Genomic DNA, 20744 nt, shown 5'->3' with positions numbered 1-20744 from the left:
AGTAATTTGCTTACATTCCAAATTGCTGGAACACATTATGATGTTCATATATTTTGTACACTTCTTTTCCTACTAGTTGGTTGATAATTGTTGCACTTCTAAATGCACCAAGACCTAAATCAGGGGCACCGACTCCATGTGTATGCAGTTCACCATTTTGGACAAATAGATGGTGTTCACTTTCCGTCTTTGTTTTAACTTTATAATTTTCTTGGATCATTAACTGGCCGTTCTCATCCCACTCAATAAAGCCTTCAATTCCTTTTAAACAATCAGGAATAAACGGTTGGTAGCCTGTAGCAAGAATCACAACATCACTATCAACCTGCTTACTTGATTCCTGCTCGTGCTGATAGAGTGATAAGCGTAATTTTTCATTCCATTCTTCAATGGAAACTAGCTCGGTTAATGCTTGGAGATGTACATTCGAATTACAGTTTCCTATCGATCGCTCATATAATAAGTCATAAATATCGGCAATCGTTGTAAAGCTAATCCCTTTATAAAGTAAGGCCTGATTCTTTAGGGCGGCCTTTTTCTTTTCATTTGGTAACTGATAAAAATACTTCGTATAGTCTGGTGAGAAATGCTCTAAGCCTAGCTTCGAATATTCCATCGGATAAAAACCTTTTGACCTAGTAAACCAAGACAACTGATAGGAATGATCTGTCTGCCTTGATAAAAGATCATAGAAAATTTCTGCAGCACTTTGACCAGAGCCTATGATCGTAACAGATTTAGCTTGTAAAGCATCGTTTCGTTTATTTTTGTATTGTGATGAATGAAAGATTCGTTCACTTTCTCGATTAAATTTCTCCGGCAGAAATGGCCGTGTTCCGATACCAAGCACAACATGCTTTGTTTCATAGGTTTTTCGCTCACCAGTCCCTACAGAAAAAACCGTTACACAATAATACCCTTCTTCCGTTCGTTCAATATTCTCTACTTCAAAACCAAATTGAAGCTGTGGAAGCTGTTCGGCTATCCATCTACAATAGTGATTGTATTCATTTCGTGGAATTTGGAACTTTTCAAGAAAATAAAAATGATACAATCGCTTTTGCATATGCAAATAATTTAAGTAGCTAAACCGACTTGTAGGATCAACCATTGTTACAGCATCAGCCAAAAATGGGACTTGTAGTGTCGTTCCTTCGATTAGCATTCCAGGATGCCAATCAAATCGAGGCTTTTTATCAAAGAATAAAGAGCTACACTCCGTTTTTTCTAGTAGAGCTGCTAATCCTAAATTAAAAGGACCAATACCTACACCAATGACATCTAAAATTTGTTTTGCTGCCAATCAGTCCACCTCCTTTCAAATGTGCTCCGTTCGCAAAACATGAGCAGTCCTGTTTTATCAGGGAGTTCCACCTCTTTAATAGGTGTAAAACCACATTTTTTAAACACATGAATCATTTTTTCATTTCGAACATCTGGTTCTGCAATCACTTTTTCCGTTTGGGAAACTTGAAATTTTTGAGACAAGATCGTCATTAGTAACGGATAAATCAACCCTATACCAAGATAGTCTTTTTCCCCAATAAGTAAATGAACACCTTGATCATATTCATCAAATTCATAATAGTTTTTGATAAGATCTCCTTTTACCCAATATGACTCCCAATAACTAATCGGTACTCCATCAATTTCACCAATCAATAGTGTTTGATGCTCACATTTCAAAAAATTCTGTAAATGGAGGCTATAATCAGATAATGAAAGATCTAATTGCCAATATGGTACAACATGCTTTTCATTCATCCATGAATGAAGTAATTTGACATCGCGGTCAAAATGAACCTCACGGAACGAAATCGTTTTATTTACATTTAAATCATATCGTTGAAAAGAAAACGACTGCTTTATGATGAGCTTAGACACCATGTAATTCACCTACTAGTTTGTACAAAGGATTGGCAACATGAGTGTAAACTGATTGTGTTTCAAGAGAGCCAACAAGTTCATCCATATCATGTACCCTTGTCAGCAGGTTGGCCTTACAAGGGAGTGTTTCTTCAGTTAACAAAGAGTTTAATAAATTCGTTGAATCACCATATTGTTCTTGTAATAGCCTCAATTCATCTTTAAGGACTAACAGTAATTGCTGCTCATCGATGAGACGGTTAACACCAAAAGAATTTATTAATCCAAATAAATGGTTAAAAAAGAAATAATAACGAAAGCGTTCTTCTGCCACTGTATCAGCACAAATAGTGTCACTTTTTTCATTTAAATTTGGGATAATCTGTTTTAGAATCTCTGCTTTTGATTCCATAAAATAATAGCCTTGATTATCACGGTAATAAAATGTTTGAGGGTATCCTTTCTCATCTAATTTAATAATTGAGTTTTGTTGGTGTGCTTCGAGAGCGATCCCGTATGTTGCATACATCCAGTAAAGTGGTTGTAGACTTACCTTTAAGTAACGGCGAAACCACTCCTCACTTACTTGTCTAATCGAGAGCTTCTCTATTTTAGCCAGATTATTAATGATGTTTGCTAGATGGGATGAACCGCCAGCTATATGATCCTGACACAGACCTGCAAGTAACGTTGTCCGTTCTGCTTCTCCTTGTTGGAACGGATTTTCCCGGATCACTACTTCAAACCCAGATTCTTCTTCATCTAGTTTTAATGTGATATAAGCAGGATCTTGAATGATTTTAAAGCCTTGTTGGACGTTTAGCTTGTCATTTAGTAAACATTCCAATAAACGACTCACCTCCACACCCCGATCAAGCTCTTTCCTTTTATTTATCCGTAATGAATTGGTGATTTTCACTGGAATCGAGAATTTATACATAAACCTTGTATCCTGACTATAGACTGTTCGAACAGAAGAGGTTGGCGAAAATTTTCGCCCCTGTGGACCGAGATATGAAAGTTTTCCAGATTGAATGAGCTGGCATACGTTTTCCTTGCCAAGCAGCTTTCTCGCCTGTAAAGGATGAACAGGGATCAAGGAATAGCCATCATCATGACAATAAGTTTCTTTAAATTCTTCAGATACTGAAGAGTCCTTTTTAATTTCTTCTTTTATAAGTGCTGTAGCACTTTTTGCTAGAATCGAGTCTTCCTCAACGAAGTCATTGTTGGCATGAAAATAATGAAGCTGAAACGATCCTTTTCTCTCAGGTGCAAAAATATGCTCTTCATCCTCATCAATTCCTTGACGACTTTTTGGAGTTGGATGAACTTGATGACCAATTAATAAAGACTGCTCAGATTGCAAAAATGTTTTATTCGTTTGATAGCATTCATCAAGATCATTACTACGGTGTAAAAGAATTCCTTTAATTGTTTGATAGCTTAAGATTGTTCTAAGGATAAGTTCTTCGGTATGAACAGGTTTATTTGATGTTTCAGCAAACTCCTTTTGCAAATACGTAATTAATGTCAAATAATCTAGAGCTTTAACTTCCCCATTTTTCACTTGATAGTACATTGAAGGCGATAACAAATGGCGCCCTGTTATAGATTTGTAACGAACTGGAACGTACAGTGTAACAGACTGACTTTTTAAAGAAATGTCATATACTTCATTACAACTATCATCCTCTAATTGAAAGTCTATTTCCTTAGCGTCCTTCAGCACACCTTGCCTCGTTTCCTTTATGTAACAATTAAGTAGATTCTGCATAGTTAGATGATTAGAAATGAACGGAATATTCATAGCTATTCTCTCCTTTCTCACTCGCTATTTTTTCACCAATCTGTTTGATTTTTTTAATATGAGCTTCCATGTTACTGATCGAATTTAGTGGATTAAGCATCGTAAATTTCAAATACACTTTCCCATTTTGCTTCGTTTTAGCCATGATGAGGTCACCACTTTGATAAAAATAACGCTGAAGTTCAAGGTTTAATTCATCTACAAAGCTATGATCCTCCACCTGGTTTACGGGAAGATAACGGAACAATACAGCGTTAAGGGTTGGTTCGTTTAGAACTTCGAACTGTGTGTCACGGTTTAATAGCTGTGCCGTATTTTTTGCAAGCTGAATGGTATAGTCAACCATTTCTCCAAAAACATCTGTACCCACTAACTTAAAGGTCATTAACAGCTTTAGCGCATCAAATCGTTTTGTTGTTTGGACACTTTTTTCAACAAGGTTGATAATTCCATCCTTCTGATCTTCTTCAGGATTTAAGTAATCAGCATGGTAAGCAATATGTTGAAAGGATTGCTTATGTTTCACAAAAAACGCTCCACAGCTAATTGATTGGTAATAAAGCTTATGGAAATCAATTGTGATTGAATCAGCTAAGCAAATATGCTCGAGCAGATGGTGATAGTGATGGGAAAATAATAAGGCTCCTCCAAATGCAGCATCTACATGCAGCCACAATTGATAGTCGTTTGCTAGGTTAGCAAGTTCAGTTAGATCGTCTATACTCCCAAAGTCAGTTGTTCCAGCTGTTGCGACAATCATAAAGGGAAGTAATCCTTGCTTAAGAAGTTCATTCACCTTGTACTTTGCATCCTTGAGACACATTTGTTGAGAATCATTTGTTTTTACTTTTATAACAGAATTGATGCCAAGTCCAAGTTGTGCCGCTGATTGCTGGACAGTAAAATGGGCATGTTCTGAGCATAGTATTCGCAATTTATTTGCCTCAGCAGGAAGTCCATCTTCTTGAACTTGAACTGAGAATAACGTTTGGCACGCTTTATTTCGTGCAAGTAATAGCCCCATGTAATTGGATTGTGTCCCACCGCTTGTAAAAACTCCATCTGCTTCAGATGAATAGCCAATATTTTTTGTGAAATAATGAATGACCTCTTCCTCAACATAAGTAGCAGCTGGACTTTGATCCCATGAATCCATCGATTGATTACCTGCACTGATTAGTATCTCTGCTGCTACCGATGGCAGCAATGGCGGACAATGAAGATGTGCCATTGCTGAAGGGTGCGAAATCTGTAACGAGTTTCTTACGATAACCTCTTGAATTTCTTTCATAACAACATCCAGCTCTTGGCCAATTCCAGTGATGTTCGTTATCTTTTTCACGATTGATTGGATGTCTTGGCGAGTTGCACCGGAAAACGGTTTGTTTGTTCTTTTCGTTTCCTCTGCAATTAACGTTAAGGTGGTATTCATTAGTTCAAAGAACGTTTTTTCACTTTGAGCATTTGGTTGCAAAAACCATTGGTTAAAATTAGCATTCATTCTTTTCACCTTAAACGCAATCCTAGTTGAGTTTCTGCGCTCTTAATCGCTTCATTGAAACGTTGCAGGACATCATCGACTTGCTCTTTCGTTATAATGAGTGGAGGTAGTAAGCGAATAACTGTACTAAATCGACCACCAACCTCTAAAATCAGGCCCCTCTTAAAGCATTCTTGTTGAATCATGCTCGCAAGTTCCGGATATGCTGGAAAGCTTCCAAGGTGATTTGAATGTTTGTTCGGGTTGATAATTTCAATCCCAAGCATGAGTCCTCGACCTCTTATATCACCTATTGACGACATCTCCCTTTGCAAAGAATGTAATTGTTTCTTTAAGTATGAACCGATTTTTTCTACATGATTAGGTAGTTGATTTTCTTTCACATAACGTAATGTTGCACGTCCAGTAGCCATAGCCATTTGATTTCCTCTAAAGGTTCCAATATGTGCACCTGGTTCCCATTGATCAAGACTGCGGTCATATAGCATAACTGAAAGTGGAAGACTGCCTCCAACAGCTTTTGATAAGACAAGAACATCTGGTTCAATTCCCGCATGCTCAAAGGCAAACATTTTGCCTGTACGACCAATTCCTGTTTGTACCTCATCAATGATTAACGGTATCTTTCTTTCTTTTGTGATTCGGCGAAGCTCTTTTAACCACTCAACTGGAGCAGGTATTGATCCACCTTCACCTTGAACAACTTCAACTATGATCGCTGCCGGAGATACAATTCCGCTTTCAGGATCATCTAGTAAATTCTCAATATATGTACTACTTATTTGATGTCCTTCCTTTCCAATTCCGAATGGACAACGATATTCATAGGGGTATGGAAGAAAGTGTGTATCTGGAACAAGTGCATGGATTTTCTTTTTCGGACCTATTGTTCCGCTAATACTCAAGGTCCCATGAGTTGACCCATGATATCCACCCTGAAAGGATAAAATAGCTCGATTACCAGTTGCTGTTTTCACTAGTTTTAAAGCTGCTTCGATCGCATCACCACCGGTCGGGCCGCAAAATTGAATTTTTGCTTTTTCGGCAAAAGCTTGTGGCAATGAGTCGAATATTTCATCCACAAAGGCTTCCTTTACTGGTGTTGTTAAATCAAGTGTGTGTAACGGTAAATAAGAATGAAGAACATCTTCAATTGCTTCACGAACAACAGGATGGTTATGCCCTAAAGCCAGTGTGCCTGCACCAGCAAGGCAATCAATATAGCTCTTACCATCCATATCGGTAATATAAACACCTTCTGCGCGTTTAATGGCTAAAGGCAATCTTCTTGGATACGACCTTGCATTAGATTCTCTTCTCTCTTGCACATCCAGTAACGTTTGATTCTTTGATTGAGTCGGTATAATTGCTTCCATAATGTTCACTCCTTTATGATCATTTGAAAAATCACATCTAATTTTTAATTGATAATGATTTTCAATTAATTTCATAACGTCATCATAGTTGATAATGATTATCAAAGTCAATTACATCCTGTGAAATTAATTACAAGTGCCTAAGAAAAAGAACATCTATTTTAAAAAGATTGGTTCAAATGATCTAGGAAGTGGGTATTCTGAATCGTTAATTGGTAAAGGGATTCTAATATAAATGGAAAAAGACCACACACATTGTGTATGGCCTCTCAACTGAACTTTTTCATTATTTTAAAGAGTCGTAGTTTCCCCTTCATCAAGTTTTGCAATTATGATAAAACGCGTTTAATCCGTTCCATTGCCCAGTCCAATTCTGTTTCTGTAATAACGAGGGGTGGGGCAAATCGAATGACAGTGTCATGTGTTTCCTTACACAATAATCCGTTTTCCTTCAGCCTTTCGCAATAAGGTCTTGCAGCTTCGGTAAGCTCAACACCAATAAATAAGCCTCTCCCTCTAATATCTTTAATGATTGGATTTTTGATTTGTTTTAAGCGTTCAACAAAATACTCACCTAGTTTCAATGAACGTTCTACAAGATTTTCCTCTTCAATTACTTCTAGTGAAGCAATTGATACTGCACATGCAAGTGGATTCCCGCCAAAAGTTGAACCATGTGATCCTGGATTAAAAACGCCTAAAATATCACGATTTGCGACAACACATGAAATTGGGAACACACCGCCACCAAGTGCTTTTCCTAAAATATACATATCAGGAATGACATCCTCCCAATCACAAGCAAACATTTTTCCCGATCGACCAAGTCCTGCTTGGATTTCATCGGCAACGAAAAGAACTTGATTTGCTTTACATAAATCATACGCTTCTTTTAGGAACCCTTTAGGTGGAAGCAAAATACCTGCTTCACCTTGAATTGGTTCAATAAGAAATCCAGCAGTTTGTGGTGTAATAGCTGATTTTAATGCTTCAATATCACCATATGGAATCAATTTTATTCCAGGTAGCATAGGACCGAATCCTTTGCGATATTCTTCATCTGATGACAGTGAAACTGCTGTCATTGTTCGACCATGAAAGTTGCCAACACAGGCAATAATTTCTGCTTGATTGTCAGGAATTCCTTTTACTTGGTAGCCCCAACGTCTAACCGCTTTGATCGCCGTTTCAACTGCCTCTGCACCTGTATTCATCGGTAATGCCATGTCTTTTTTCGTAATTTGGGCAATTTTTTCGTACCATGGTCCTAACTGATCATTATGAAAAGCACGTGATGTGAGGGTTACTCGATCTGCTTGACTTTTAAGGGCCTGAATAATCTTCGGATGGCGATGTCCTTGATTAACCGCTGAATATGCACTTAACATATCCAAATACGTATTGCCTTCAGGATCCTCCACCCAAATCCCTTCTGCTTTTGAGATCACAATTGGGAGTGGATGATAATTCTTTGCACCGTATTTTTCAGTTTGGTTAATCACTTTTGCTGATTCATTATTCATCTTTCAACCTCCTTATTATTGTTATATATGCATTTTCAAATAGGCTGACTAAACTCAATCAAAAACCTCTATCAATTTACTATAATAACTTTTCCCCAAAAAGTGATCCCATTAACGCGACTGCAACAGTAGCTGTTTTATTTCTTTCATCTAAAATTGGATTAACCTCTACAAATTCAGCGGACGTAATAAGTTTTGATTCCTCAAGGATTTCCATTGCTAAATGGCTTTCTCGATAACTAATCCCACCTAACACAGGAGTCCCAACACCCGGAGCATCACTTGGATCAAGCCCATCTAAATCAAGAGATAAATGAACGCCATCTGTTTTATCCTTTAAATAAGCAACAGATTCCTCCATCACCTTCGTCATACCGAGTCGATCAATTTCATGCATAGTATACACCTTGATTCCTTTTTCACGAATCAGCTCTTTTTCTCCCTCGTCTAATGAGCGAGCTCCAATTATGACGATGTTTTCTGGTTTTACCTTTGGAATGTAATTCGCAATATTAGTTAATTCAGAATGCCCTACACCTATACTTACAGCTAGTGGCATCCCATGAATATTGCCTGAAGGTGATGTTTCACAAGTATTTAAATCTCCATGGGCATCATACCAGATCACACCGAGGTTTTTGTAATGCTTTGATACTCCAGCAAGTGTCCCAATCGCAATGCTATGATCGCCACCAAGAATAAGTGGAAATGATCCAGACTCTACAACTTTATTAACAGCAACGGCAAGCTCTTCACTAGCTTTTGATACCGCTTTCAAATATTTTAAATTCCCATCAGAATCTTCTTCCTCTTTACCTGGTCTACCAATCTCTATATCACCTTTATCATGAATCTCGTAATCTAGCTTTTCTAAACGCTCAACAACACCAGCATATCGAATCGCACTAGGTCCCATATCTACCCCACGTCTTGATTGTCCTAAATCCATTGGAACTCCAATTATTGAAATATGCTTTTTCATCTGAGATTCTCCCCCTTTGCTAGTTGCCACAATTGTATCTTACGATAGGGAGATGATTCAACTCGACATTATCATGTATAAATATTCATAAGTATACAATAATAAGTATATTAATATTATTTTCTTTTATGCAAAACTAATATATATACTTAATAAATGCATAATTAGATAGATTTTTAATTTTTAAGTATAATTTCACTCGAACAAACAAAGAATCTCTTTCATTTTTTATATTGAAAATTTTTTTCAAGTCTCCAGGGTAGTTGGTTTGAAGTTATCCACTAGTTTGTTGTTTTCTGATGAGTGTGTCTGATAAGAAGGTTCCACTTTTATTACTATGTAAATTAGCCGTTTATCAATTGATGAATACTAAATATAAACGAGGATGACTTAGCGGGGACATTCCCTACTGAGTCATCCTCATTATGTTAAAAATGAGCATTACTTACTCGTTTCCCTTCGTACGACTGGAGCTATCTCTGTTGCTAAAAGCTCGATCCCTTCTGCAACTTTATGAAATGGTATAGCACCAATATCAATCTGTGCAATAAAGCGATGATGACCAAACAATTCGTATTGATGGAGGATCTTTTCAATAATTTGTTGTGGACTGCCTACGAATAATGCTGTTTCAGAGCTTGACATTCCTTCAAAATCAGTGCGAGACATCTTTGTCGTACTGCCACCTAGCTGACCGTTAACATATTGTTTATAATTTGAATAATAAGGATAGAACTCATCTTTTGCTTGTTGAGTAGTTTTAGCGATATACCCATGACCTGTGACAGCGATTTTGAGTTCATTTAAGTTATGACCTGCTTCGGTGCCAGCTTTTCGATAGATGTCAACAAGTGGTTTAAATCGTGAAGGATTTCCTCCTAAAATTGCAAGTGCCATTCCAGTCCCTAAACTGCCAGCTCTTGCTGCACTTTCAGGTGTACCGCCAACCCCAACCCATATTGGAAGTTGTTCTTGAGAAGGACGTGGGGCAATTTCAGCATTTTGTAGTGTTGAACGATAATTACCGGTCCAAGAGATCTTAGCGTTTTGGTTGAGCTTTTGAAATAGTTCAATATTTTCTAAGAAAAGGTCGTCATAGTCTTCAAGGTTATACCCGAAAAGTGGAAAGGATTCTAGAAACGCTCCACGACCAGCGATTATTTCTGAACGTCCGTTTGACAGCAAATCCAATGTAGCAAAGTCTTCAAACAATCTTACCGGATCTACTGTACTTAAAACAGTAGTTGCACTTGTGAGCTTAATTTGTTTTGTTACTTGGGCGATTGCAGCTAAGACAACAGGGGTTGCAGATACAGCATAGTCTAAACGATGATGCTCACCAACACCAAACACATCTAGACCTGCTTCATCAGCGAGCTTTGCCGCTGCTATTATTTCCTGTAATCGTTGTTGTGCATGAATGACTTTTCCTGTATGCGGATCAGGACCTATATCGCCAAGTGTATAAACACCTATTTCGAATCCTGATTTCTTTAAGTCTGTTTTGGCTAACATAGGATTATTCCTCCAAACTACTTATTGGTGCTTGATTTACTTTAACGGATATTTTTTACACAATCCTTACTTGGGCATCAATATTCCCTATATACCTTTTGTAAATTACTTTATCTATATACTTTACTATATTAATAAATCAGTTACTTTATGTAAGTGATTATATTTTAGTAAACAACTTATGTCAAGTAACCAATTTATAATTCATAACTACATAATTTTTTATAATTTGGTATAATATCTTTTATAGGAGTGATGAAATATGAATAAATCTCTAATCTGTCCAAGGTTTGAAAGAGCAATGGGTATATTAAGCCAGAGATGGACTGGACTAGTAATTTACCAACTTCTTAATGGCCCACAGCGTTTCTCTACCATCGAAACTTCTATTGGAATTACAGGAAGAGTTCTTTCAGATCGATTAAAGGACTTGGAGAATCAAGGGATTGTGAGTAGGGAAGTTTACCCTGAAACTCCAGTTCGAATTGAATATTCTTTAACTGAAAAAGGATTATCCTTAGAACCACTTTTAAGAGACATCGAAAAATGGTCTCAAACCTGGGTAAACCTGGAAGATGAGAAAGGTTAATGAAGTACAAAAGCGCAAGATCCCGTTTAGCGACGTATGAAATGGAGCACTCTGTTTCTAGCTGCGGCTCCTAGCTGACCGATAAAAAAGCCCCATTTCTGATTGCTCAGAAACGGGGCTTTTTCGAAAACCGAAGTGTAATTCCCTTTGATAAAAATGCATCTAACCTTATCAAAACGATTCTACTCTTCTTACTTTTTATAAATACCAAACGGTTTTCCTACTGGCAGAACCACCTGGCCAAAGTGTGTATTTAACACAACTGCAGCAGAACCATAAAACGAAAGTAAAGCAATAATAAACTCAGAGACAGCTGCTAGCATATGTGTCTCTTCGTGCATAATTCCAAATGTACTTAGCGATAAACCAATAAATAAAAAATCAATAAAGACAAAAATAAAAAATAGTACTTTATGCGTTTCCATCGCACCGATAGTCATATAGATACTAAAAATTAAATACCCTATAAACGCAACACCAAGTTGCTTCGGGTCCGCATCTGCAGCTAGTTTTTCACCAAAAAAACCTAACTGGATTAACCAAGACATTCCAACTCCAAACCAAAATAACCCAAAAGCCCCAAAGGCTGTTGTTCCAAAGATATTGTTATGCTTAGCATCTTGAACACAAGCAAACAATTGTGCAATCCCACCTAAAAAGAACGCCCAAGGTAAGATAAATGAAAGACCTTCTGTTAACCCTAACTTTTGCGAAGATGCCACAAAAGTCACCATCGCTAGTCCAAATAGTCCTAATGCTGATGGATCTGCTGTTGTTACTTTTACTTGTTGTGTATTCTGAATATCCATTCTTTCCTCCTAAAAAAAAACATACTTAAATAAGATACATAAGAAAAAGAATGGTGTCAAACTATTTCTTGAGTTTAGTTGCTCAATAAAGATAGAAGGTGGACAACCTCATGGTCACCTAAAATTCAGAGGACTAAAAAGAGCATAGATTTTCTAACTGACTACACCTTTTTTACCTTTCAAAAAATGATACTAAATATTTCCCTCTATCCTAAGAACAAAAGCGCAAGCGCCTTGATCAGCCTAAGGCAAATAAGATGATTTAGAATAGAAGGCGTTCTTTGCCTTCAATTCTAAATTAGCTAGACCCTAGAGGGGCTAGGCGCTGGAGCTGGATGTCGTGCGCTTATCCACAGTTCAAGAATTTTATAATTTCCTAAACGTTAAACAAAAGCAGCAGTAGGATGATATCCACTGCTGCTTTTGTTAATTTCTCATTTGAGTTACCTACCTCTGATACTGCACCCGATGTAAATTCGCAAAAATCCCATCTTGTTCAATTAATTCATCATGATTTCCTTCTTCAGCAATCCCGTTCTCTGTCACGACAACAATGCGATCAGCGTTGCGAATCGTTGCTAAGCGATGTGCAATCACGAGTGTTGTCCGATTTTTTGAAAGCTCGGTTAATGCTTTTTGAATAATTAGTTCAGTCTCTGTATCAAGAGCTGAGGTTGCTTCATCTAATATTAATATTGGTGGATTTTTCAAAAACATTCTCGCAATTGCTATTCGTTGCTTTTGACCTCCTGAAAGTTTTAGTCCTCTTTCACCAATTTGTGTTTCATAGCCAAATGGAAGTGATTCAATAAAACTTTCTAAATGAGCTCGTTTTGCGGCTACTTCTATTTCTTCTTGTGTTGCATGTAATTTGCCATAGGCTATATTTTCTCTAAGCGTTCCTGTAAATAGAAAAACATCTTGTTGTACAATCCCTATTTGTGAGCGTAGGGAATGCTTCGTCATGTTACGAATATCGATCCCGTCAATTTTTATGGAACCACCCTCAACATCGTAAAAGCGAGGAATAAGTGAACAAATTGTTGTTTTCCCAGCACCTGATGGTCCAACAAAGGCAATTGTTTCCCCTGAAGAAATCGTTAAATCGATCCCTTCTAACACTCGTTTATGCTCATCATAACCAAATGACACATCCTCAAATTTAATGTCACCTCGAAGTGAGGAAACTTCGACAGCATCCTTAACATCTACAACATCTGGATCCATATCCATCAACTCAGTAAAGCGCTTGAAGCCAGCCATTCCTTTCGGGTAAAGCTCCATTAATGCACTAATTTTATCAATCGGTTTAAATAATACGTTTATATATAAAACAAATCCAACCAGTTCTCCATATGAAAGCTGGCCCGTATAACTTAACCAGGCTCCAACTACTAGCACTGCTAAAGTGACAAATCGCGTCATCATATAAATACCAGATAGGCTAAAGGACATAACCTTATATCCAGCAAGCTTTGCTTTACGAAATTTTTGGTTATTTGCCTGAAAAAGGTTATTTTCAAAATGTTCGTTTGTAAATGATTGCACTACGCGAACCCCTGACACACTATCCTCTACCCGAGAGTTCACATCTGCTATTTCACTATACATGTTTTTCCAAGCGCGATTCATTTTCATATTACTTACCACGATGAGCCAGCCAAGGAATGGTAATATTACAAGCGCCACTAATGCAAGCTTTGCATTAATGGTGAACATGATCCAAAATGCACCGAAGAATGTCATGATTGAAATAAATAAATCCTCAGGCCCATGGTGGGCAAGCTCACCAATATCCATAAGGTCATTTGTAACACGACTCATAATATTTCCGGTTTTTGTATTATCAAAAAACTTAAAAGATTGCTTTTGCACATGCTGAAACAACTGTCTCCTCATATCGGTTTCAATGTTAATACCAAGCTTATGGCCCCAATAGTTCACGATAAATTGTAAAAATGTACTTATAATATACAGTAGCAATAACCCAATACTTACTGAAACAATTGCTCCCCAATCTTCACTCGGAAGTAGGGCATCAATAAACCATTGCACAGCAAGTGGAAATGCTAATTCTAAAAGGGCAACGATAATAGCACTACTAAAATCAATAATAAAAAGCCTTTTATGAGGTATGTAATACGAATAAAAACGCCTTAGCATCTACTCTTCTCCTTTTTTTCACATCATATAAACATATTATATTAGCATTAATTAGAAATAGATATATCAAAATGTTGTAGATTCTCACAAACAAACGATATAATGTATGGTATCAAATCTGGAAGGAGTAAAAATATTTTGACAAAATTAATTGGATATATCGGTACATACACAAAAGGTGAGAGTAAAGGGGTTTACAGCTTTACATTAGATACAGAAGCTTCTCAGCTAGGTGATGTAAAAGCAGTTGCTGAATTGGACAACCCTACATACGTAAACGTAAGCAACGATAACAAAACTCTCTATGCAGTTGTGAAAGAAGGTAATGAGGGGGGTGTCGCTTCATACACAATTAACACCCAAACTGGTGAGCTTTCCAAGGTAAATAGTCAAGTCAGCGAAGGTGCATCACCATGCCATGTGAGTGTTAACAGTGAAAACCGCCAAGTTGTAACTGCAAACTATCACAAGGGAACGATCGAGTCTTACTTAGTAGATGAAGATGGCACAGTAAATCCAGCTGTTTCAAATATGGAACACACAGGAAAAGGTCCACATGAAAGACAAGAAAAACCACATACTCATTTCTCAGGATTTACACCTGATGAGAAATATGTAATTGCTGTTGACTTAGGGATTGATAAAGTCATTACATATAAAAATGAAAATGGAAAATTAGAAGAAGCTCACAGCTTATTAGTAAAAGCTGGTAGTGGTCCAAGACATATTACCTTCCATCCAAATGGAAAGTTTGCATATGTTATGACAGAGCTTAGTAATGAAGTTATCACACTAAGCTATAATGCTGAAACTGGAATATTCACGGAATTACAATACATACCTACAATTCCTGCAGATTTCACTGATAATAGTCAAGGAAGTGCCATTCATATTTCTTCTGATGGTCGTTTCGTCTATGCCGGAAATCGAGGACACGACAGCATTGCTGTATTCAGTGTTAATCAGGAAAATGGTGAACTTACATTTGTTGAGTATACTTCAACTGAAGGCAACTGGCCTCGTGACTTTGTATTAGATCCATCAGAAAGCTTCATTGTGGCTTCAAATCAGGAAAGTAGCAATCTTGTTTTATTCTCTAGAGATAAAGAAACAGGGAAGCTAACATTGATACAGTCTGATGTTTCAGTGCCTGAACCGGTTTGTGTGAAGTTTTTAAATGTTTAATATCACTTACTGTAATTAAAAAAGAACAAAATAAAACGAGGCAGACCTTTGAGTCAGCCTCGTTTTTTCAGTAGGTTACTTATTTTCCTCCAGTAAATGAAATTCCTTTAATAAAATATCTATTAAAGAATCCATAGATCAATAGGACTGGTAATGTAAAGACCATTGATGCAGCCATAATATAATTCCAATAGCTTACAAATTGTCCTTTAAACGTGTTAAGGCCAAGTGGCAGTGTAAACATTTCGATATCTGTCATTATAATTAGCGGACGCATGAAGTCATTCCAAAATCCCATGAATACGAAAATTGATTGTGCTGCTAATGCTGGTTTTGCAAGTGGTAATACAACTCGAAAAAATGTACCTAAACGACTAAGTCCATCAATTTCTGCTGCTTCCTCCAATTCTTTCGGGAAGTTAATAAAAAACTGACGCATCATAAATATAAAAGTTGCGTTGATCATGGATGGCACAATCATCCCTTGATAAGAGTTTAACCATCCAAATTCTTTTAAAATAAGATAGTTAGGGATCATTGTTACTTGGGCAGGGATCATTAAGACTGCTAATACGATGATGAATAACGCTTTTTTTCCAGGAAAGCTTAAACGTGCAAGAGCATATCCTGCCATTGAATTAAATAATAAATTTAAGACTGTACCAACAGTTGCTATTATAATGCTATTAAGCATCCAACGTGGAAATAGCTCCTGTTCGATAAAAATTTGCTTGTAATTATCTAGTGTAAAATTCTCCGGAAAAATGTTCATCGAACCACTTACGATTTCCTGCAATGTTTTGAATGAAGAAGATAGTGCCCATAAAAAAGGTACTAATGTTGTTATCGCATAAATAACCAAAATCGCATAAAGGATGCCTCTTCCAATGCCAAATTTCTTTTTCATGTCCGTTTCCTCCTTTTGCTGCTTAGTACAGGGACTCTTCTTTTGAAAACTTACGTTGCAATAACGTTGCTACTAATATGACGATAGCTAGTAAAAAGGCAAGAGCAGCTGCATATCCCATATCTCCGAGACTTTTAAAAGCATATTGATAGATTAATAACACAACAGTTAAAGTTGAATTATCTGGACCACCTGATCCTGCTGAAAAAATATACGATTGATCAAATAATTGGAATGTTCCAATCAATCCCATAATTGCTACAAACGATGTAACAGGTCTTAAGTTAGGTACGGTAATTTTCCAAAACTTCTGCCATACGGTTGCTCCATCAAGTTCCGCAGCTTCATAAAGAGAATCCGGGATATCTTGAAGTGCAGCTAAATAAATAACCATAAAGAATGGAGCAGTCGACCATATATTCATAATCATAATCGCATTTAGTGCGATAGTTGGGTCACCTAAAAAATTATATGTAGGCAATCCAATAAAGTCTAGGACATTATTAATTAACCCGTCTTTGTTATACATCCACATAAAAATTAACGTTAATACGGCAGAGGATGTTAATGTTGGTAAGAAATAAACGATTCTGAAGAAAGTTTGTCCTTTTAATCCGGTATTTAAGGTTGCAGCTAATACTAATGCAAGTAATGTTTGACATGGCACAACAATCACAACATACTTGAGCGTATTCCATAATGCTCTTTGTGCCCTCATATCATCTAACATTCTCTTAAAGTTTTCAAAAGCCACAAAATCATAACTAGTCGTTCCTAAAAGCTGAACTTTATGAAAGGAAAGAAACACAATATAAAGGATGGGACCTAGAATAAATAATAGTAGTACCAAGAGTGCTGGTGACATAAAAAAATACCCTTGCCCAGCTTCCCGTAGAGCTTTTCTAGAAAATTTGCTCTTCATTCTTACTTCAACTCCCCTTTGGAAATACAATGTTCCAGTTTACTACTAGAACTCTTTCTGTGAAAGTTACAATTGGACTTCGACCGAAAGAATTCTATAGTATTGGGGGGAAGTCTAATTATGCCTCCCCCTCCTATAGCTCCATTTTAGGATTAGTTACTAATCTCGTTATTCGCTTGTTTTTGTGCTTCTTTTAACGCTTCTTCAAGAGGGCGATCTCCTAAGAAAGCACTCATAAATTGGTTATTAAAGTTATTTGTGATGATTGGAAGGTTTGGTCCTTCAGCCCAAACCGTTGCATAAGGAGCTCCGTCTACAAGTGCTCCACGCAATTCATCGTTATTGAATCCTAGCTTTTCTGCAACAGATTTACGTGTTGGAAGTGCATATCCTTTACTTGTCCAAGTTTCCATTCCTTCTTTACCTGTTAGGTAAGAAAGTAGTTCCCAAGATGCTTCTTTCTTTTCTGTTGCAGCATTCATTACATATGCAACGGTATAAGCCATAGTTGATTTTTTCCCATTAACTGTTGGAAGCTCTGCTGTACCATACTCAACATCTGGGAACGTATCAGCTAAGAATGGAATTGCCCAGTTTCCTTCTATAACCATGGCTGCTTTTTCTTGACCGAAGATTTCACCACCCCAAGTTACTCCAACTTCTTTAGGCTCTACAGCAGATTTGTCAACATTATGCATCTCAATGATTGGTTGAAGTCCATCTACAACTTCTTTTGATGCAAAATTCGCTTTATCGTCTTTTACAACATCTCCACCATTAGATTGCGCTAACCAATACATACGAGCAAGCTCTGGAGCTACACCGAATCCGTATTTATCATTTTTAGTTAATGTTTTTGCTGCCTCTCGGAAATCTTCAATTGTTGTAGGTACTTCTATACCAGCCTCATCTAGCATTTTCTTATTGTAAAATAACGCAAGAGTTGAATAGTCTTTAGGGAAACCATACGTTTTTCCATCAACTTGGAAAGCCTCTAGTAATGGCTTTTCAAAATCTTTAACATCAAATTCTTCTGTCACGTATTCATCTAATGGTTGAATAACACCTGTTTCAATAAGTGCTGGAGCTTCAAAGGCATCTAAATAAAATACATCAGGACCTTCTCCACCAATTAACCGGGTTTTAATAACATCCATATATTGCTCTGTAATCACTTCAAGCTTTACATCAATGTTTGGATGAAGTGATTCAAAATCTTCAAGCGTTTGCTTTAACAGTTTTTCTTCCGTTGGATTCCCCCCCCATCCAGCAAGTGTTACTTCTACCTTTTCCCCACTGTCTGTTTTATTGTCACCTTTATCTGTTTCCTTTTCACCGCCGCTACAACCAACTAAAATACTACCAAATAACATAGTTGTCAGACTAAGCGTTGCTAAAAACTTTTTTGATTTCATATTGATTTCCCCCTTTAATCTACTTTTCTTGATCTATGTAAGAAGGGGAGTCCCTTCGAGATCACGCTAATTTGAAATAAGTTCATAACCTGTTGTGTTTTTTAAAACCCCTATTTTCAATCCATTTTCAATACGAGAAATGTATATTGATAAATGACCATCTCCAATGGTGATATTTTCAACTAACAATTCATTCATCTCATCTAGAAGATGTGGTGCTAGATAAATTTCTTTTTGTAAGCTATTTGGAAATAAGCCAAGTATTGTTTGGATAAAGACAAGTGGTGTTCCTGCAGCCCAAGCTTGGGGAGAACAAGCCACTGGATATTTAACTGCTTTCCCAATTGATTGGTCATATCCACAAAACAGTTCTGGTAATCGATCATATTCAAAATAACTTGCAGCTTGAATTAATCCGTTAATAACAGTATTCACAGCATCCTGACGTCTTGCTTTGCTCATTCCAAGTAATATCATACTGTTATCATGGGGCCATATACTTCCGTCATGATAACTCATAGGATTATAGCCTGCTTCACCTTCACCCATTGTTCGGATTCCATAACCAGAAAACATCTTAGGCGATATAAGCATATCTGTAACAGCTTCCATCTTATCCATGTCTAACATTCCTGAAAATAAAACATGTCCCGGATTTGATGTGACAGTTCCAACCTGTTTTTTATCCCTATCAAGTGCAATCGCATAAAAATTCACATCCCGCATCCAAAATGCTTCATCAAAACGCTTCTTTAGTTGTTCGGCCTGACTACGAAGTTTCGATGCTTGTTTGTGTCTATGTAGCTGTTCAAAAATTGAAGCAATTCCTATTTTTGCTTGATAGACATAGCCTTGGACTTCTGATAAAGCAATTGGAGAGTCTGCATAATCACCATCTCTGTGAACAATCGAATCACCTGAGTCTTTCCAACCTTGGTTTGCAAATCCTTTACTTGCTTCTTGATGATATTCAACAAAGAGGTCACCATCTCGATCACCGAATTCATCAATCCACTTTAGTGCTGCATTAATATTTTCCTCAAGTCTTGTTACGATATCAAAATCTCCAGTCCACTTCACATACTCAGTTAAAAGAATAAGGAATAATGGGGTTGCATCAATTGTTCCGTAATATGGTGTAAACGGAATTTGGTTTGTTGTTGACAATTCTCCATAACGAATTTCATGCATTATTTTCCCTGGTTGTTCATCACGCCAAGGATCTACATTCTTACCTTGGTATTGTGCCAATGTTAAGAGCGTACCTTTTGCTACCTCTGGATTGAAAGCAAGCATTTGGAGAGCTGCTATTAAACTATCACGTCCAAATGGCACTCCAAACCACGGTAATCCTGCAACAGGAAAACTTCCATGTCCTATGTCAGTTAAGAGTACTCTTAAATCTGAAATACCTCGATCAACTAACTTTTGTAAAGGTGCAAAATCAGTTTTAACTGTGGTCGTTTCCTTTTCCCATGAAGTATAAGAAGTTTTTAGGTTTTCTAGAGCAGTCTTTTTACTTAGTATCCTACGATTTTTAGATTCGCCAATTTGTGGTTGAATGATTAATGTGACCTCTTTCTCTTCTGCATGGTTTAATTCAAATTCAAATGTAACCACCCCATTTTGGCTTATGGATTTTGCTTCCGTATCCCAAGTTACGATTGTTGAACGATTGACATAATCTGCCCCAGCATATTGAAAGGCAATTGAGTTTCCATCAATTCGTTCACCTGTCCGTTTCCCAATCTCACCATTTTGGAACCCACGAACGATAAACATATCTGAGAAATCAACATCCATATAAACACTTAGTTCAAATTGAACTGGTTTTGGAAAATAGTTTTTCACTTTAATAGTCTCGTATAATAGCTCATCATAGATAAATCGAGTTCTTTGAATTTCTACTGATTCTCGCCATAAAATGAGCTCTCCGTCTTTTTCCATATGGGGGTTTGTCAGCAAGATACTTGCCATATAGTTTACTGAAGCATCTGATGATAATAAAATCGGCTCTTCCCCGTTTATTCTTAAATCAAGTTTACTTAAAAAACGTGTATCCTTTTTGTATAGACCTAAACCATAAGAGTGATTTTCAGGGATGTTCCCTTTATCATCTGTTAGTAAAAATAAATCATTTTCTTTAATTACACGATATTCCAATGTTGTTCCTCCTCTTTA

At 37.0% G+C, this 20744-nt stretch carries 16 protein-coding genes; 2 read left to right on the top strand and 14 right to left on the bottom strand.

The genetic code is table 11. From position 1 onward, the window contains the following. Nucleotides 1-10 precede the first annotated feature (10 nt). From I7822_RS12635 to I7822_RS12600, 8 genes are all read right to left on the bottom strand, one after another. Complete coding sequence (locus I7822_RS12635; RefSeq protein WP_207978605.1) at nucleotides 11-1303, bottom strand: lysine N(6)-hydroxylase/L-ornithine N(5)-oxygenase family protein; 1293 nt, start codon at nucleotides 1301-1303, stop codon at nucleotides 11-13. Continuing rightward, nucleotides 1282-1887, bottom strand: coding sequence for a GNAT family N-acetyltransferase (locus tag I7822_RS12630; protein WP_207978603.1), 606 nt, complete (start codon nucleotides 1885-1887; stop codon nucleotides 1282-1284). The genes I7822_RS12635 and I7822_RS12630 overlap by 22 nt, the downstream gene beginning before the upstream one ends. Further along, the gene (locus tag I7822_RS12625; protein WP_207978601.1) at nucleotides 1877-3676 is read right to left on the bottom strand and encodes an IucA/IucC family protein; all 1800 of its coding nucleotides are present in this window, start codon (nucleotides 3674-3676) and stop codon (nucleotides 1877-1879) included. The genes I7822_RS12630 and I7822_RS12625 overlap by 11 nt, the downstream gene beginning before the upstream one ends. Beyond that, nucleotides 3654-5177: a pyridoxal phosphate-dependent decarboxylase family protein gene (locus I7822_RS12620; protein WP_207978599.1), complete on the bottom strand. Its 1524-nt coding sequence runs from the start codon at nucleotides 5175-5177 to the stop codon at nucleotides 3654-3656. Before I7822_RS12620 ends, I7822_RS12625 begins: the two co-directional genes overlap by 23 nt. A 5-nt stretch (nucleotides 5178-5182) precedes the next feature. After that, the gene (locus I7822_RS12615) at nucleotides 5183-6553 is read right to left on the bottom strand and encodes an aspartate aminotransferase family protein (protein WP_207978817.1); all 1371 of its coding nucleotides are present in this window, start codon (nucleotides 6551-6553) and stop codon (nucleotides 5183-5185) included. A gap of 329 nt (nucleotides 6554-6882) precedes the next feature. After that, on the bottom strand, nucleotides 6883-8076 hold the full coding sequence (locus tag I7822_RS12610) for an ornithine--oxo-acid transaminase (protein ID WP_207978597.1): 1194 nt from the start codon (nucleotides 8074-8076) through the stop codon (nucleotides 6883-6885). Nucleotides 8077-8155: 79 nt separating this feature from the next. Further along, a complete protein-coding gene (gene rocF / locus I7822_RS12605) occupies nucleotides 8156-9058 on the bottom strand; it encodes an arginase (RefSeq protein ID WP_207978595.1) in 903 nt (300 codons plus the stop codon). Nucleotides 9059-9499: 441 nt separating this feature from the next. Beyond that, a complete protein-coding gene (locus I7822_RS12600) occupies nucleotides 9500-10573 on the bottom strand; it encodes an LLM class flavin-dependent oxidoreductase (RefSeq protein ID WP_207978593.1) in 1074 nt (357 codons plus the stop codon). A 262-nt stretch (nucleotides 10574-10835) separates the two neighbouring features. On the opposite strand from I7822_RS12600, the gene I7822_RS12595 reads away from it, so the two are divergent. Next, nucleotides 10836-11162, top strand: coding sequence for a winged helix-turn-helix transcriptional regulator (locus I7822_RS12595; protein ID WP_207978591.1), 327 nt, complete (start codon nucleotides 10836-10838; stop codon nucleotides 11160-11162). A gap of 191 nt (nucleotides 11163-11353) precedes the next feature. Here I7822_RS12595 and I7822_RS12590 read toward each other — a convergent pair whose 3' ends face one another. Together I7822_RS12590 and I7822_RS12585 are read right to left on the bottom strand one after the other, a co-directional pair. Then, nucleotides 11354-11971, bottom strand: coding sequence for an acetate uptake transporter (locus I7822_RS12590; RefSeq protein ID WP_066331417.1), 618 nt, complete (start codon nucleotides 11969-11971; stop codon nucleotides 11354-11356). Nucleotides 11972-12418: 447 nt separating this feature from the next. Beyond that, a complete protein-coding gene (locus I7822_RS12585; RefSeq protein WP_207978589.1) occupies nucleotides 12419-14134 on the bottom strand; it encodes an ABC transporter ATP-binding protein in 1716 nt (571 codons plus the stop codon). A gap of 138 nt (nucleotides 14135-14272) precedes the next feature. Here I7822_RS12585 and I7822_RS12580 point away from each other — a divergent pair, with 138 nt between their 5' ends. Beyond that, on the top strand, nucleotides 14273-15319 hold the full coding sequence (locus I7822_RS12580) for a lactonase family protein (protein WP_243459438.1): 1047 nt from the start codon (nucleotides 14273-14275) through the stop codon (nucleotides 15317-15319). A gap of 79 nt (nucleotides 15320-15398) precedes the next feature. Here the strand turns inward: I7822_RS12580 and I7822_RS12575 are convergent, their stop codons facing one another. From I7822_RS12575 to I7822_RS12560, 4 genes are all read right to left on the bottom strand, one after another. Then, a complete protein-coding gene (locus I7822_RS12575) occupies nucleotides 15399-16226 on the bottom strand; it encodes a carbohydrate ABC transporter permease (protein WP_207978585.1) in 828 nt (275 codons plus the stop codon). A 22-nt stretch (nucleotides 16227-16248) separates the two neighbouring features. After that, nucleotides 16249-17148 (bottom strand): carbohydrate ABC transporter permease, encoded by a 900-nt coding sequence (locus tag I7822_RS12570; RefSeq protein WP_207978583.1) that lies wholly within the window; start codon nucleotides 17146-17148, stop codon nucleotides 16249-16251. Between the two features lie 152 nt (nucleotides 17149-17300). Next, nucleotides 17301-18563, bottom strand: coding sequence for an ABC transporter substrate-binding protein (locus I7822_RS12565; RefSeq protein WP_207978581.1), 1263 nt, complete (start codon nucleotides 18561-18563; stop codon nucleotides 17301-17303). A gap of 66 nt (nucleotides 18564-18629) precedes the next feature. Beyond that, a complete protein-coding gene (locus I7822_RS12560; RefSeq protein ID WP_207978579.1) occupies nucleotides 18630-20726 on the bottom strand; it encodes an amylo-alpha-1,6-glucosidase in 2097 nt (698 codons plus the stop codon). Between the last annotated feature and the right edge of the window lie 18 nt (nucleotides 20727-20744).

Source organism: Metabacillus bambusae (genome assembly GCF_017497975.1).
Classification (GTDB): Bacteria; Bacillota; Bacilli; order Bacillales; family Bacillaceae; genus Metabacillus; species Metabacillus bambusae.
The sequence above is the reverse complement of the archived record's forward strand: the minus strand, read 5'-3'. Positions and strand labels throughout refer to the sequence as shown.

What these genes read in the sequence shown, in the direction of transcription:
- I7822_RS12630 (WP_207978603.1), bottom strand. Translation starts at nt 1,887, where the DNA reads ATGGTGTCTAAGCTCATCATAAAGCAGTCGTTTTCTTTTCAACGATAT.
- I7822_RS12625 (WP_207978601.1), bottom strand. Translation starts at nt 3,676, where the DNA reads ATGAATATTCCGTTCATTTCTAATCATCTAACTATGCAGAATCTACTT.
- I7822_RS12620 (WP_207978599.1), bottom strand. Translation starts at nt 5,177, where the DNA reads ATGAATGCTAATTTTAACCAATGGTTTTTGCAACCAAATGCTCAAAGT.
- I7822_RS12615 (WP_207978817.1), bottom strand. Translation starts at nt 6,553, where the DNA reads ATGGAAGCAATTATACCGACTCAATCAAAGAATCAAACGTTACTGGAT.
- I7822_RS12610 (WP_207978597.1), bottom strand. Translation starts at nt 8,076, where the DNA reads ATGAATAATGAATCAGCAAAAGTGATTAACCAAACTGAAAAATACGGT.
- rocF (WP_207978595.1), bottom strand. Translation starts at nt 9,058, where the DNA reads ATGAAAAAGCATATTTCAATAATTGGAGTTCCAATGGATTTAGGACAA.
- I7822_RS12600 (WP_207978593.1), bottom strand. Translation starts at nt 10,573, where the DNA reads ATGTTAGCCAAAACAGACTTAAAGAAATCAGGATTCGAAATAGGTGTT.
- I7822_RS12595 (WP_207978591.1), top strand. Translation starts at nt 10,836, where the DNA reads ATGAATAAATCTCTAATCTGTCCAAGGTTTGAAAGAGCAATGGGTATA.
- I7822_RS12590 (WP_066331417.1), bottom strand. Translation starts at nt 11,971, where the DNA reads ATGGATATTCAGAATACACAACAAGTAAAAGTAACAACAGCAGATCCA.
- I7822_RS12585 (WP_207978589.1), bottom strand. Translation starts at nt 14,134, where the DNA reads ATGCTAAGGCGTTTTTATTCGTATTACATACCTCATAAAAGGCTTTTT.
- I7822_RS12575 (WP_207978585.1), bottom strand. Translation starts at nt 16,226, where the DNA reads ATGAAAAAGAAATTTGGCATTGGAAGAGGCATCCTTTATGCGATTTTG.
- I7822_RS12570 (WP_207978583.1), bottom strand. Translation starts at nt 17,148, where the DNA reads ATGAAGAGCAAATTTTCTAGAAAAGCTCTACGGGAAGCTGGGCAAGGG.
- I7822_RS12565 (WP_207978581.1), bottom strand. Translation starts at nt 18,563, where the DNA reads ATGAAATCAAAAAAGTTTTTAGCAACGCTTAGTCTGACAACTATGTTA.